Source organism: Stenotrophomonas sp. YJH_SMC_53 (assembly GCF_059369995.1).
On sequence record NZ_JCAFTF010000005.1, the window covers coordinates 347808 to 361841 of the forward strand.

Annotated in this window: 8 protein-coding genes and 3 tRNA genes; 6 read left to right on the forward strand and 5 right to left on the reverse strand. The window is 67.2% G+C overall.

The genetic code is table 11. The features are described from left to right. Window positions 1–194: 194 nt before the first annotated feature. The 5 genes from AC5P7X_RS10710 to AC5P7X_RS10730 all read right to left on the reverse strand — a co-directional run bounded on the left by AC5P7X_RS10710 (window position 195) and on the right by AC5P7X_RS10730 (window position 11074). The gene (locus tag AC5P7X_RS10710; protein WP_053499339.1) at window positions 195–836 is read right to left on the reverse strand and encodes a response regulator; all 642 of its coding nucleotides are present in this window, start codon (window positions 834–836) and stop codon (window positions 195–197) included. After that, entirely contained in the window at window positions 833–4060 is a 3228-nt protein-coding gene (locus AC5P7X_RS10715; RefSeq protein ID WP_053499341.1) for a hybrid sensor histidine kinase/response regulator, read from the reverse strand. Before AC5P7X_RS10715 ends, AC5P7X_RS10710 begins: the two co-directional genes overlap by 4 nt. Before the next feature lie 121 nt (window positions 4061–4181). Next, window positions 4182–5405, reverse strand: a complete 1224-nt coding sequence (locus AC5P7X_RS10720) for an EAL domain-containing response regulator (protein WP_053499343.1) — start codon at window positions 5403–5405, stop codon at window positions 4182–4184. Beyond that, complete coding sequence (locus AC5P7X_RS10725; RefSeq protein ID WP_329843551.1) at window positions 5402–8173, reverse strand: response regulator; 2772 nt, start codon at window positions 8171–8173, stop codon at window positions 5402–5404. The genes AC5P7X_RS10720 and AC5P7X_RS10725 overlap by 4 nt, the downstream gene beginning before the upstream one ends. A 162-nt stretch (window positions 8174–8335) precedes the next feature. Then, on the reverse strand, window positions 8336–11074 hold the full coding sequence (locus AC5P7X_RS10730) for a TonB-dependent receptor plug domain-containing protein (RefSeq protein WP_235642914.1): 2739 nt from the start codon (window positions 11072–11074) through the stop codon (window positions 8336–8338). 170 nt (window positions 11075–11244) lie between these two features. On the opposite strand from AC5P7X_RS10730, the gene AC5P7X_RS10735 reads away from it, so the two are divergent. From AC5P7X_RS10735 to AC5P7X_RS10760, 6 genes are all read left to right on the forward strand, one after another. Then, window positions 11245–12264 (forward strand): cyanophycinase, encoded by a 1020-nt coding sequence (locus AC5P7X_RS10735; protein WP_053499349.1) that lies wholly within the window; start codon window positions 11245–11247, stop codon window positions 12262–12264. Window positions 12265–12368: 104 nt separating this feature from the next. Then, window positions 12369–13385 (forward strand): isoaspartyl peptidase/L-asparaginase family protein, encoded by a 1017-nt coding sequence (locus AC5P7X_RS10740; protein WP_053499351.1) that lies wholly within the window; start codon window positions 12369–12371, stop codon window positions 13383–13385. Window positions 13386–13522: 137 nt separating this feature from the next. After that, window positions 13523–13608 (forward strand) — tRNA-Tyr (locus AC5P7X_RS10745). 24 nt (window positions 13609–13632) lie between these two features. After that, a tRNA-Gly gene (locus AC5P7X_RS10750) sits at window positions 13633–13706 on the forward strand. A gap of 49 nt (window positions 13707–13755) precedes the next feature. Beyond that, a tRNA-Thr gene (locus tag AC5P7X_RS10755) sits at window positions 13756–13831 on the forward strand. A 41-nt stretch (window positions 13832–13872) separates the two neighbouring features. Further along, window positions 13873–14034, forward strand: a 162-nt coding sequence (locus tag AC5P7X_RS10760) for a GTP-binding protein (protein WP_353761873.1), incomplete at its 3' end; no start/stop codon positions are given.

Consider the following 14034-nt stretch of genomic DNA (forward strand, 5'->3'; position numbering starts at 1 on the left):
GGAAGCCACACGCGATGGCAGCTGCAGGCGCCACCGGGCTTCCGTCCCCCACGGCGACGCGGTTGCTGCCGGCAGGCGCACCATGGCGGGATGCGTCCAGCCTAGAAATCGGCACTGTCCTATGGAATCAGGCGTTTCCTAAAGCCGTCGCAGGCCCTCGTACGGGGCCTGCAGGATTCAGCCTGGAGTGGGCCTCAGGCGAACAACGAGGCCTGCAGGCAGTACTCGATCAGTGCCTGGTCACTGTCCACGCCGAGCTTGCGCATCGCACTGATCTTCTGCGTGCTGACCGTCTTGGCGCTGCGCTGCAGCTGGCGTGCGATGTCGCCCACGCTCATGCCGCCGGTAAACAGCCGGATCACTTCCAGCTCGCGCGGCGACAGGCGCGCACGGACCGCATCGGCGTCGGCTGGTTCGCTCGCCGCGACCGGCAGCGGGCCCGGCGGCCGGTAGACGCGGTCGGCCAGCACCACGCGCAGGGCCTGTACCAGGCTGCCCAATCCATGGCTCTTGAGCACGACGCCGCCCGCACCGGCGGCATACATCGCTGCAACCAACGACGGATTGGACACCATCGTCAGCACCAGCAGGCGCGTCTCCGGGAAGCTGCGGCGCAGGAACGAGATCAGCTTGATGCCGTCACCGAAGCGGTCGCCCCCCGGCATGCTGTAGTCGGTGATCACGACCTGTGGCCGGGTCCGCGTCATCAATTCGATCAGCGTCGCCGGGTCGGCCGCTTCGCCCACCACGTCCAGGTCAAGTTCCCCGGCCAATACGTCGCGGATGCCGGCAAGCACGATCGGGTGGTCGTCAGCGATGAGGATCCGTGTGGTCATGGCGGGGTCGGGTCGTCAGGTGGGGGAGGGGAGGCCGCATCAAGCAGCGGATGCAACAGCTGTTCGAGGCGTCGCTGGAAGCGGGCAAGCGACGCCGCCTGGGTGGCCAGGTCATCGCCGCCAGCAAGGCTGTGCTCGATCTGCAGGCCGCTGTGCACCAGCGCGGGTGCGCCCACGATGACCAGTGCGCCACGGATGCGATGCAGTACCTGCACCACGCGCGCGGGATCGGCGCTGGCAATCGACTGGCGCAGGCTGTGCAGGTCAGCCTGCATGGTCTGCACGAACAACGCCTGCATCTTCGCGGGAACCTGCAGCGGGAGATCATCATCGCGCGTATCGGTGGATTCCGGTCCTTGCGGTGGCGCGGCAACCGTTGCATCGCCCCGGGTGATCTGGATCAGCAGGCGTTGCAGCGCTTCCAGCGTGATCGGCTTGACCAGCACGCCCTGCATGCCCGATTCCTGGCAGCGCTGGCGTTCGGCCGGGTCGGCGTTGGCAGTGGCACCGTGGATCGGCACGCGGGCACCACGCACCCGCAAGGCACGGGCCAGGCCATAGCCATCCAGCCCCGGCATGTTCAGGTCGGTCAGCACCAGCGCGAACTCGTCCTGCTGCCAGTAGCCCAGCGCTTCATTGCCGTCGCTGGCGACCACGGCGCGGCAGCCGAGCTGTTCCAGCTGGTCGCGCAGGATCGCCTGGTTGATCGGGTTGTCCTCGGCCACCAGCACCTGCAGGCCGAAACGGCGCGTCGACGGCAGGCGCCCTTCGGTGCTGGCCGCCAGTGGCTGGCCACTGGCGGCAGCCAATGCGAGCACGATCGCGTCAAACCGGTGCAGGCCAACCTGCCAGGCACCATCGATCTGCCGTGGCCGCACGCCGCCTTCGCGGCAGGCAACCACACGCGGTCCATCCACCCACTCGGGCAACGCGTCGTCCAGGACCAGGTCGAGCAGCACGGTGGACGACGGCAAGCCCGCCGCGCCTTCATCGCGGTACACGCTGGCCAGTGCGCCGCGCTGCTGCAGGCGCTCGCACAGCGATTGGACCAGCTCGCGCACACCGCCCCGCACCTGTACCTGCAGGCCCGCAGGCAACTGCGGCGCAGGAGATTGCTGCGGATCGGACGGCGCCGTGGGCAGCGGCAGTTCGACGCTGAAGCTGCTGCCCAGGCCGCTCTCGCTGACCACGCGCAGCTGGCCTTCCATCAACGCCACAAGATGCGCGCAGATGGAAAGGCCCAGGCCGGTGCCGCGCATCGCATCGGTGCCCGGGTTGGCCTGGAAGAACGGCTCGAACAGGTGTGCCTGGTGCTCGCTGGCAATGCCGATGCCGGTATCGGCGACCTGCCACTGCAGCCAGCAGCGCTGCTCTTGCCAGCGTGCCGAGACGCGCACCACCACGCGTCCGCTGTCGGTGAACTTCAGCGCGTTGCTGATCAGGTTGTTGAGTATCTGGCGGATCCGTGCCGCATCACCGCACACCACGGGCGGCACGTCGGCATCGATGCAGGCGTAGAACTGCAGCCCCTTGCTGGCGGCCGCGGCAGCATACGAGTCGAGCGCATCCTCGGTCAGATGCACTGGATCGAACGGGCTGGGTTCCAGGCTCAGTTGCCCGGCCTCGGCCTTGCTGACATCGAGGATGTCGCTGATCAGTTGCATCAGCGTCGAGGACGAACGCTGGATCGTCCCCAGGTAGTCCCGCTGACGCGCATCCAGTGGCGTGAGCCCGAGCAGTTCGAGGGTGCCGAGCACGCCGTATAGCGGCGTGCGGATCTCATGGCTCATGGTGGCCAGGAACTGGCTCTTGGCCCGGTTGGCCTGGTCGGCGGCACGGCGCGCCTGCTGCAGTACCTGCTCGGCTTCGTGCTGGCTGCTGAGATCGATGAACAGGCACAGCACCGCCGGCTCGCCGCGGTAGCGCGCCGGCGTCGCCGTCACCAGCAGGTGGCGGCCTTCGGGCGTGGTGTAGGCCAGCCCATCGCCGAGCGTGGTGCCCCCAGCGGCGAGCACGCTGCGCCGCCAGGGGCCGTGCCAGCCTCCAGTATGATGGTCTTCACCCAGCCAGCGGCGGGCGAGGGTGTTGTCCAGCAGCACATTGCCATCGGTACGGCGCAGCAGGCACAGCCCGATCGGTGCGTTGTCCAGGATCGTGCGGCTGAAGGCTTCGCTTTCCAGCAGCCGCGCGTGGTTGCTGCGCAGCGGCTCGATGACCGAACGCCGATACGCGCGCAGCACCAGCGTGCCACCCAGTGCCAGCAGCAGGGCCACCACCGTCGCACCGAGCAGCGGCCCCTGCGGGTGCTGGAATACCTGCCGCCAGCTGACGTGGTAGACCGCCAGCCAGCCGCGCTCGCTGCGCATGCGGAACTGCAGGCCTCCCAGGCCTGCCTGCCAGGAGGTGCCAGCGTTGCTGGCATCTGCAGCATCGCCCAGCAGGCGCTGGCCATCGGCATCGAACAGCGACAGCCGTTGGAACACCGGAACACCCAGCACCTGCCGGTAGTCATCGACGCGTGCCGGATCGAGCAGGCACGCCAGCGCGGCCTGCGAATCCTTGCCGTCCTCGCCCCACAGGCGCGCATCCTGCGGGGCGTGGGCGATGGCGAGCAGCCAGGTCTGCCGGTCGCGCCACGGCACGCTTACCCAGGCGATGCCGCCGCGCTGCAGCGTGGGCCGCGTACCCAGTGCGCGGTGGATGTCGGCGATCGCCGGGCGCAGGTGATGCGGGCTGTTCTGGCTCGCATCTGTACCGACGATCTGTACCGGTGCCAGCAGCCCGCGTGTGCCCTGGCCATCGACCAGCAGGCATTGCGGTGGTGGGTAGCGCGAAGCGGACCAGAACGTACCGTAGAAGCGCAGGAACCGGTCGCCCAGCTCGGTCGGTGGCGAACGACCGGCCCCCTCGCTCCCGATCACCGCGAAGTTGGCGTACAACGGACCGCGTTGCAGTTCCACGCTGGCATCGGCAACCGGCTGCCCTCGTACGCCGACATCATGCAGCCGCCACTGGCGCAGGAAGCGCTCCTGCTCGCGCAACGTGCCGTCCAGGCGGCGGAAGTGGTACTCGATCTTGCTGCGCTCTTCGTTCAACAGCTGCGAGCCGGCCGACAGCAACAGTCCGGCCTGCAGGGTCGCCAGCACCACCACGCCGATCAACAGGGCATGGACGCGGAGCGAGCGGCGAGCGAGTCGGCGTACAGGAGCGGCCTCGGCCGGCATGGCAGGTCTCAGGGCAGGGGGCGGACATCGGCACCGGTGGCGGCGCAACGTCCACCGCTACTGCACAGACAGGATCGTCAATGCCGCTTGATGATTTTGTGAAGCCGTCGTGCAGTCCGCGTCAGCGCAGGGCAGCCTGCGGTCTTTCGTCCAGTTGCGGTGCTTCTTCGTCCAGCAAGCGGGTGAACGCGTCGGACGGCAGCGCCTGCGAGATCAGGAACCCCTGCACCTGGCTGCACCCCAGCTGCCGCAGGGCGGCCAGGTCGGCATCACTTTCCACGCCTTCGGCCACGATGGTCAGGCCCAGCTGGTTGGCCAGTGCGATCACCGTCGACAGGGTCAGGTGCAGGGCCGGGTCACGGGCGCAGCCACTGACCAGCGCGCGGTCGATCTTGACCTCGGTGAAGGGGGTATTGACCAGGTTGTGGACCGAGCTCAGGCCCTGCCCGAAATCATCCTGGGCCAGGCCGAAGCCCTTCATGCGCAGCCGGCAGGCACCGGCATAGAAGTCGCTGACGTGCCGCGTGGTGCTGTTCTCCATCAGTTCGAAACACAACTCGCCGGGCGTCCCGCCGTGGGCCAGGGTCAGCGCCAGCAGCTCATCGGGCAGGTCCGACTGCTCCAGCAGATGAGGCGGCAGGTTGATCGACACCGGTACCCGGAAGCCTTGCTTGCGCCAATGCGCCTGTGCGCTGATGCTGGCCTTGAGCATCATCCGCAGCAGGTCGCCCTCCAGCCCGTGGCGGCAGATCGCCGGCAGGAAGCTGCCGGCAGCCAGCGTGCCCAGCTGCGGGTGGCGCCAGCGCACCAGTGCTTCGGCCGCCACCACCCGTCCGGACTGCAGTGACTTCTTGGGTTGGAACCATGCCGTCAGGCTGCCATCGGCCATCGCCTGGCGCAGCTGCGACGCATCCGCTTCGGGGACTGCCGCCGACGCGCGAGAAGGAGCCTTGCCGGTGGCCGGGCGCGCCTGCGCCAGCGCCTCGAACAGCGCGTCCACGTCGGCGGCCGCCACCGGCTTGGACAGCAGGCCGATCACATCCAGCCCCAGCGATTCGGCCATCAGCCGTGCCGAGGTCATCATCCGCCGCGGGGCCGCGCTGACCACGGCCAGGCGCGGCGGGCGTGGTTGCGCCGCCAGTGCCTGGATGAACTGGATGCCGTCCTGCCCGGGCATCAGCAGGTCACTGACCACCAGGTCGTAGGGCTGGCAGGCACACAGTGCGATGGCGGCATCCACGTCTTCGCAGGCATCGACCTGGATACCGGCGCGGCTGCCGAACAGATTGGCCAGGAAACCACGCTGGAAGGGCTGGTCTTCCAGGATCAGGACGCGCTGGGTCATGCGGGGTCTCCTTGGCGCAGGGTGGTGAGCGCCTTGCGCAGGCGGGCGATGTCGACGGGTTTGCTGAGGTAGCCCTGCATGCCACTGGCCAGGCAGCGCTCGCGCTCTTCGGCGGTGGCATTGGCGGTGGCGCCGATCACCGGTACCGGGTTGCCGTCATCGCGCAGCTGGCGGGCCAGCGCGTGGCCGTCCATGCGCGGCATGTTGATGTCGGTCACCACCAGATCGAAGCACTGCTCGCGGCACCGCTGCAGCGCTTCCATGCCATCCTGTGCCAGCTCCACGTCGCAGCCGAGGGTGCGCAGCTGCTCGGCCAGGATCACCCGGTTGATCGGGTTGTCCTCGACGGCCAGCACGCGCAGGCCCAGAGGCATCGGTGGTGCCGTGCGCGTGGCCTCCGGCTGCGTCGCGCGCTGCTGCTGCACGCTGGCCAGCGCCTTGCCGATCGCGGTCATGCCGTGCAGGGTCACCACCAGGCTGCCGTCGGCGGCAGTGATCGGCTGGTCACCGCCCTCGATCGATGCCACCACGCGCGGGCCCGACCAGGCCAGCGGCATCCCGGCTTCGCCATCCATCAGGATCGCGCCGTCATGGTCCAGCAACGCCGGGTCACCAAGCAGGGGCTGCGCGTTGGCGCCCCAGCGACACAGCCAGCCGCAGGCACTGTCGACCAGCTCGCGGTCGCGGCCGCGCACCAGGATCGGTGGTTCCGGCAGCAGTGTGGGGCCATCCTCGGCAGCGGCCAGCACCGGCAACGGCAGGCGGACGCTGAAGCTGCTGCCCAGCCCGGGTTCGCTCACCACCTGCAGCTCGCCGCTCATCAGGCGTACCAGGCGGTCGCTGATGGACAGGCCCAGGCCGGTGCCCTGCGCGCTGGCTGCGCCGCGGACCTGGCGGAACGGTTCGAACAACCGCGCCTGTTCCTCCGCAGCGATGCCCACGCCGGTATCGGTCACCTGCCATGCCAGCACGCTCGATTCACCTTCGCGCTGCACCTGGCGCACGCGCAATACCACCCGGCCATGCTCGGTGAACTTGATCGCGTTGCTGAGCAGGTTGCCCAGCACCTGGCGGATGCGGTCGGCATCACCGAGCACCCGTGTCGGCAGGCGCGGATCGGTACAGACCAGGATCTGCAGGCCCTTGCAGGTGGCCGACGCGGCGAAGCTGCGCAGCACGCTCTCGGTCAGCTCGCGCGGCGAGAACGCCGTCGGCTCCAGGCTGAGCTGTCCTGACTCGATCTTGGAAACATCCAGCACATCGCTGATCAACTGCAGCAGGACCGACGAGGAACTCTCGATGGTGCGCAGGTACTGCGACTGCCGGGCGTCCAGCGAGGTGTGCCCCAGCAGCTCCAGCGTGCCCAGCACGCCATACAGCGGGGTGCGGATCTCATGGCTCATGGTGGCCAGGAACGCGCTCTTGGCCTGGTTGGCCGCATCGGCGGCCTGGCGTGCCGACGACAGTGCGGCCTGTGCCTGGCGGTGCCGGGAAATATCATGGAAGACGCATAGCAGCACGTCATCGCCCTGGTAGCGGCAGGCCGCGTGCAGCACTTGCAGCTGGCGCCCATCGCGGGCGGTGAATTCAAGTCCACGCCCGCGTTCGCCGGCATGTCCGCGCCATGGTGCCTGCCAGTCGCTGTGTTCGCCTTCTTCGCCGAGCCAGTCGCGCAGCAGCTGGTTGGAGAGCAGCAGCGCGCGGTCGCTGCGGCGCAGGACGCAGATGCCGACCGGCGCCATGTCGATCACCGTCGAACTGAAGTCCAGGTTCTCCAGCAGGCGGCGGTGCTGCTGCAGGGCCGGCTGGATCAGCTGGAGGTCAACGCGATGCCGTAGCAGGCGCAGCGCAACACCGGCCAGCAGCAGCAACAGCACGCAGACCAGCAGGGGCACGGCCAGGTCGCCCAGCAGCAGCTGCGGCGGCAGGTGGTAGACCAACCGCCAGCCGTCATTGCCGACACTTTTCACCAGCGCTACGCCGCGCGGCAGGCCACCGCTCCACAACGTGCCGAAGCTGTCGTCCTGGCGCTCCCGCAGGGTCTTCCAGCCCGCACCATCCAGCCGCGGTGCCTGGCTGGACAATGCAGGCTGCCCCGCACGGTCGAGCAACGCGTAACCGCCAATGCCCTGGCCGTCGATCATGCTCGCCGCCGCCGCGCCATCGAGCAGCAGCACCAGCCACTGCGCCGGTTGGGGGCCCGCCTGTACCGGCTGCGCCAGCGCAACGCCACTGTCACCCGGCCGCAGCCAGTACACCGGGTCTGCACCCTCGAGGCTGCCGCTGCGTGCCTGCAGCGCACGCAGCGATGGCAGGTGCACCAGGTCGACGTCGACCTCGCCCCCGGCCAGCCAGTGCGCGCCGCGTGCATCGATCAGCAGCAGGTGCGTCTGCAGTGCCTGCAGCGTGTGCTCGGCGCGCGCTGACAGCAGCAGCCGCTGGCCCGGCTGGCCACCGGGACCATCCAGCGGCAGCTGGCGCACGCCCTCGCTGTCTGCGGCCGGTGCATCCGGGTTGCCGGCCAGTACCGAATCCCCCAGGTAGCGCAGCAGGGCTTCGCGCTGGTCGAAATAGATCTGTGCCTTGTAGGCCGCTGCATTCATCTCGCGGCGATGGGTCGAGATGTCTTCGGTGAATGCCGTGAGCAGGTAGAACCCGGCCGCGGCGGCCAGGCAGATGAAGACGCAGACGGTCAGGCAGCGCAGCAACACCGACGCGGTGGTCGATGGCACGGCCTGCTGCAGCGAAGGGCGGGGAAAGCGGAACATGCAACGATGCTAGGGAGCGGCGCTGATGGCGCGGAATCAGCTGTTTCCTAAAATCCCCCGCTGGCCGGTCAGGCCGGAGCCTGCGCGTGGGTACCGTTCAGGCGGCGGAAAAGAGAACCCCCGCCGAAGCGGGGGTCTCCTGTATCGGCGCTGGCCAGGCACTTACAGTGCGCTGCCACCGAACTTGTGGGTGTACTGCAGGTTGATCGTGCGGCCGACGCTGTCGAACCAGGACACGTCGTAGTACGGGTAAGCGGTGTAGGTACGGTCCTTCGGCGGCATCTTGTTGAACACATTGACCACCGACAGCGACAGGCGCGAGTGGTCGTCGAGGCGGTACTGCAGCGAGGCGTTGTAGCGATAGGTCGCCTTCACGTACGGGCTGTCGCCGCTGTCCCAGTCGAACACCTGGTCGTAGCTGTCCGAGGTCGGCAGCTTGCCCAGGCGCGAGCCGTACACCGTTGCCGACCACGCATCCTTCTCCCAGGTCACGCTCAGGCTGGTCTTGGTGCGCGGAATGTCGAAGCCACTGTTGACCGCGAACTGGTCTTCGGTGCGGTCGCCGGGGTAGCGCTGGAAATCATGCTTCTTCACCCAGGTGTGCGTGCCGTTGAAGATGAAATCGCCGATGCCCGTCTGCAGGCGATAACGCAGGCCGGCGTCGATGCCGGAGGTGGATTCGCGGGCGACGTTGATCGGCTCCACGCGCACGCCATACAGGCGTCCGTCGTTGCTGCGGGTGATGCGGGCGAGCGCGTCCACGCAGGTCGGCGAATTGATGTCGGCGCTGCCCAGGCGGCAGTTTGCTTCGTTGGCCAGGAGCGTGCGCACGTCCATGTCCTGCACCTGGTTGCGCATATCGATGTCAAACCAGTCCACCGACAGGTCCAGGCCGATCGCCGGTGACCAGACGAAGCCGGCGCTCCACGAGGTGCTGGTTTCCGGGTCGAGCTGGCGGTTGCCTGTGCGGCTGCGGATCAGGTTGCGCTCGTAATCGGAACAGTCGCTGGCCTCCTCGAGGCGGCAGGTGTACAGATCCTCGGCGCTGGTCTCGTCGTTGCCCGGTCCGGCAAACACATAGTGCAGGTCCGGTGCACGGAATGCGGTGCCGTAGGAGCCGCGCACCAGCAGGGTATCGATCGGGCGCCATTCCAGGCCGCCGCTCCAGGTCGCCTTGCCGATGCTGTGTCCGGAATAGCGGTACTGGTCGTAGCGGCCCGCCACGCTCAGGTTGACCGTGTCGTGCAGCGGCATGCGCAGCTCCGCAGCCGTCGCCCAGCGGTTGCGCGAACCCTTGCCGTCCGAATCCTTCCAGCTGTAGTAGTAGTATCCGGTCGCCAGCGGATCGGGGTTCAGAGAATAGGCCTGCTGGCCCACTTCCACGGTCGCGGCAAACCCGGCATCGCCACCGGGCAGTGCGAACAGTGCTGCGTTGGTCAGGGTGAAGGCGGCGGTTTCCGTGCGCGACTTCGGAGTGTAGGTGGTACGCGCGGCGATCGAGTCGTACTCGGCGCGGGTCAGTGGACGGTACAGGCGTGACGGATCGGCGTTGTAGACCGGGAAACCGTCGTCATCCACGCCCAGCTGCGGGCCGAGGAACAGGTCATTGGCCTTGGCGGCAATGATCTGTGCCCAGCTGATGCGCGACTGGTACTGCGAATGGCTCAACGCCGCTTCGTAATCCCAGTTGCCAATCAGGTTGCCCTTGAAGCCGGTGGTCACGCTGAAGGTCTTCTGAGTGCTGCGCACCATGGCGTTGCGCAGGCCGCCCATTTCCTCGGGCGAGAACTGGCGCTGCCAGAACTCGATCTCGCCAGTGGCTTCGTTGTTGAAGTAGCCCGACTCATCACCGTTGGCATCCATGCGGCCCCACTGGGTGACGTCGCGCATCAGCGACATCGTGTGGTAGCCGAGCTGCACGTCGGCGAACCACTGCTGGCCATTGTCGAAGTCGTAGCTCAGCGACGCGTAGCCGTTGGCGCCGCGGCGCTTGCTGAGGATGGTGCCGTAGCCGATCGAGCTGTCGCTGCCGCAGTAGTAGCCGTACTTCGGGCGGTAGGCACGATAGGTGCTGCCCTGGTTCTGGCCGGACAGCGCTTCGCAGGTGGCGGCGCCCGGGTCCAGGTAGTCATCGTTGTAGTCGGTGCGCAGATAGGCACGGCGCGCGATGCGCGAACCCTCGGTGGGGCCATCCCGGGTCGAGTCCTGGATGTCACGGTCATAGGCCCACAGCGGGGTCTGCGACTGCAGCTCGACGCTGTACACGGCGTTGAAGTTGCCACGGCTGAAACCGCTGGCCAGGCTCATGTCGAACGACTCGCCGCCGCCTTCGCTGGTGGTGCCCATGCGCATGTCGATCGTGGTGCCGTCGGCCTTCTTCTTCAGGATGAAGTTGACCACGCCGGCGATCGCGTCCGAGCCGTAGATGGCCGAGGCGCTGCCGGTCAGTACTTCGATGCGCTCGATCATGCCCAGCGGGATGTTGGAGACATCGGTGAAGTTGCTGCGGCCCTTGAACGGCATCGGGAAATCGGCAATACGCCGACCATTGACCAGCACCAGCGTGTGGTTCGGGCCCAGGCCGCGCAGATCCACCTGCTGGGCGCCCGGCGAGAAGTCGGCGCCACTGGAAGACTGCTGGCTCTGCGTCTCACCGCCGTTCTGGGTCATTGCACGCAGCACGTCCGGCACGCTGGTGAAGCCACTGGAGCGGATCTGCTCGGCATTGATCACCGTGATCGGAGCGGGGCCTTCCACCTGGGCGCGCGGAATGCGCGAGCCGGTGACCTGCACCGCGTCCAGTTGTTGCACCGAAGAGGAAGCCGGTGCCTGGGCCGCCGCAGAAGCAGCCACGCCCATCAACGCCAGCTGGATCGACCACGCCATCGCCTGTCTACGCATGAGGAATTCTCGGAAATGAAGCCGGCCCGCAGAGGAGGGGCCCTGTCCCCCATTCAGACTTCGGGAATGGGCGCGCGCATTTAACGCCTTTTTCATGTCCTTGACTACTGGGCCCCTATCTGGCAAAGAGTGAAAACGCTTGCAAGTCGATTTTGTTCAGGGAGATCAAGATGCGACGCCTCGACCGGACCCTGCCTGGCCCCTTCGCCTGGCTGGCGCTGCTGGTGCTGGCCTGGCCATTGGCCACGCCCGCACAGGACCTGCAGGGCCCCGGCTTCGCCTATTACGAAATCGGCGATCTGGAATCCCCGCGTCCCGGTCCGCGCGCGCCCGCCATGATGCTGATGGGCGGTGGCGAGTGGGTGCCGGAGGCCTTCCAGTGGTGGCTGAAGCAGGCCGGCAATGGCCGTGTGCTGATTCTGCGCGCCTCCGGTGGCGACGAACTGCAGGACCGCCTGTACCGCGAGATCGGCGGCACCACCGCAGTGCAGACCCTGGTCTTCGACAGCCGCCGCGGTGCCGATGATCCGGCGGTGCTGCGCGTGGTCGCCGCGGCCGATGCCATCTTCATTGCCGGCGGCGACCAGTCCCGCTATATCCGCTTCTGGAAGGGCACCGCACTCAACCGTGCACTCAACGCCCATGTGCGCGCCGGCAAGCCGATTGCCGGTACCAGCGCTGGCCTGGCCATCCTCGGCGGCTATGCCTATGGCGCCATGGATGGCGGCAGCATCACCTCGGCCGGTGCGCTGGCCGACCCGATGGGCAGTGCCGTGACCCTGGACAGCGGCTTCCTGCAGATGCCCTACCTGCAGCGCGTGGTCACCGACACCCATTTCGACAAGCGTGACCGGCTCGGTCGCCTGATCGTGTTCGTGGCACGTGCCGCCCAGGACAGCGGCGACCCTGACATCGTCGGCATCGGCGTCGATGAGGACACCGCCCTGTGCGTTGAGCCCGATGGCCGGGCCCAGGTCTACAGCGCAGATGGCGAAGGCAAGGTCTGGGTGGTCAGCCCCGGCCGCGACGCCGACCGCCTGGTGGAGGGCGAGCCGCTGCGCTTCCATGCGGTGCCGGTGACGGTGGTTGCCAGCGGCAGCCGCATGCGGCTGGATGATTTCCAGGCCGAGGCCGATTACCAGGCCGTGGCCGACGTCAGCGACGGCGAGATTGAGTTCACGCTTCGGTAGTACCGGCCGCTGGCCGGCAACCTCCTTCCTGATGCGACCGGTGCCGGCCAGCGGCCGGCACTACCGGCGCAATCCTTTCACTACACCTGCTGGAGATGTACCCGATGAAACTGCGCCTGGTGCTGTCCGCGCTGCTGTCCCTGCCGTTGCTTGCCCAGGCCGCCCCGGCCGCCTCGCCGTTGCTGGTCATCCACGGCGGCGCCGGTGTCGAGCGCAAGGACCTGTCGCCGGCTGAAGAGAAGGCTGCGCGCGACGCGTTGCGCGCGGCGCTGCTGAAGGGCCATGCCGAACTGGCGGCCGGTCGCCCGGCGCTTGCAGCCGTCACTGCGGCAATCACCGTGCTGGAGGACGATCCGACCTTCAACGCCGGCAAGGGCGCGGTGTTCACCCATGACGGCCACAACGAACTGGATGCCGCAGTGATGGATGGCGCCACCCTGGCTGCAGGTGCGGTGGCCGGCGTGCAGCGGGTGCGCAACCCGATCCTGCTGGCCCAGGCCGTGATGCAGAAGTCCAGGCACGTGATGATGGTCGGGCAGGGTGCCGAGGCATTCGCGGTGGAGCAGGGCATCGGCCTTGTCGATCCATCCTACTTCCGTACCGACAAGCGCTGGCAGCAACTGCAGCGCGCATTGAAGGAAGAGGCCAGTGGCCAGGCGCACGCCGACCTGGAGACCGCAAGGCACTTCGGCACGGTGGGCGCGGTTGCCCTGGATGCGCAGGGGCAGCTTGCCGCCGGCACCTCCACCGGTGGCATGACCAACAAGCGCTATGGCCGTGTGGGTGATTCGCCGATCATCGGCGCCGGTACCTGGGCCGACGCGGGCTGCGCGGTATCGGGCACCGGCTGGGGCGAGTACTACATCCGGACTGCGGCCGCGCACGAGATCTGTGCGCGCATGCGCTACCAGCGGCAGACGCCGGAGCAGGCCGGCAGGGGCGTGATCAACGAGATGATTCCGAAGATGGGCGGCGACGGCGGCGCGATCGTGCTTGCCGCAGACGGAAAAATGGCCATGCCGTTCAACACCCAGGGCATGTATCGGGGCTGGATCGGCGCCGATGGCGTCCCCCATGTCGCAATTTTCGCCAGCGAGACCCTGCCGGTCCCTGAGCAATAACCTTGCGTATCAATGGGTTTGCGACAACGTGTGAAAAAGATGGAAAAAAGCGTTGACAGCCCCCCGCCTGATCAGCAGAATAAGCGGCTCACCACCACACACCGCAACGCTTCGGCGGCAACGGGTTGGGGTGGTAAGGAGGGATACCCAAGCGGCCAACGGGGGCAGACTGTAAATCTGCTGGCTTACGCCTTCGGTGGTTCGAATCCACCTCCCTCCACCAGTTTCACGTTGTGACATTCCCGGCGCGGGAGTAGTTCAATGGTAGAACCTCAGCCTTCCAAGCTGATGGTGCGGGTTCGATTCCCGTCTCCCGCTCCATTGAATGAACTTTGAATATTATCGAGTTCATGTCATAATGCAAAACTCGGCTCACGTAGCTCAGTCGGTAGAGCACTTCCTTGGTAAGGAAGAGGTCGAAGGTTCGATTCCTTTCGTGAGCACCATCTTAAGCATCACCTCTCAGACGAATTCGAGATAAGCAGCCATGGCCAAGGGTAAGTTCGAGCGCACCAAGCCGCACGTCAACGTCGGCACCATCGGTCACGTCGACCACGGCAAGACCACGCTGACCGCCGCACTGACCAAGATCGGTGCCGAGCGCTTCGGTGGCGAGTTCAAGGACTACTCCTCGATCGACGCCGCGCCG

What these genes read in the sequence shown, in the direction of transcription:
- AC5P7X_RS10710 (WP_053499339.1), bottom strand. Translation starts at nt 836, where the DNA reads ATGACCACACGGATCCTCATCGCTGACGACCACCCGATCGTGCTTGCC.
- AC5P7X_RS10715 (WP_053499341.1), bottom strand. Translation starts at nt 4,060, where the DNA reads ATGCCGGCCGAGGCCGCTCCTGTACGCCGACTCGCTCGCCGCTCGCTC.
- AC5P7X_RS10720 (WP_053499343.1), bottom strand. Translation starts at nt 5,405, where the DNA reads ATGACCCAGCGCGTCCTGATCCTGGAAGACCAGCCCTTCCAGCGTGGT.
- AC5P7X_RS10725 (WP_329843551.1), bottom strand. Translation starts at nt 8,173, where the DNA reads ATGTTCCGCTTTCCCCGCCCTTCGCTGCAGCAGGCCGTGCCATCGACC.
- AC5P7X_RS10730 (WP_235642914.1), bottom strand. Translation starts at nt 11,074, where the DNA reads ATGCGTAGACAGGCGATGGCGTGGTCGATCCAGCTGGCGTTGATGGGC.
- AC5P7X_RS10735 (WP_053499349.1), top strand. Translation starts at nt 11,245, where the DNA reads ATGCGACGCCTCGACCGGACCCTGCCTGGCCCCTTCGCCTGGCTGGCG.
- AC5P7X_RS10740 (WP_053499351.1), top strand. Translation starts at nt 12,369, where the DNA reads ATGAAACTGCGCCTGGTGCTGTCCGCGCTGCTGTCCCTGCCGTTGCTT.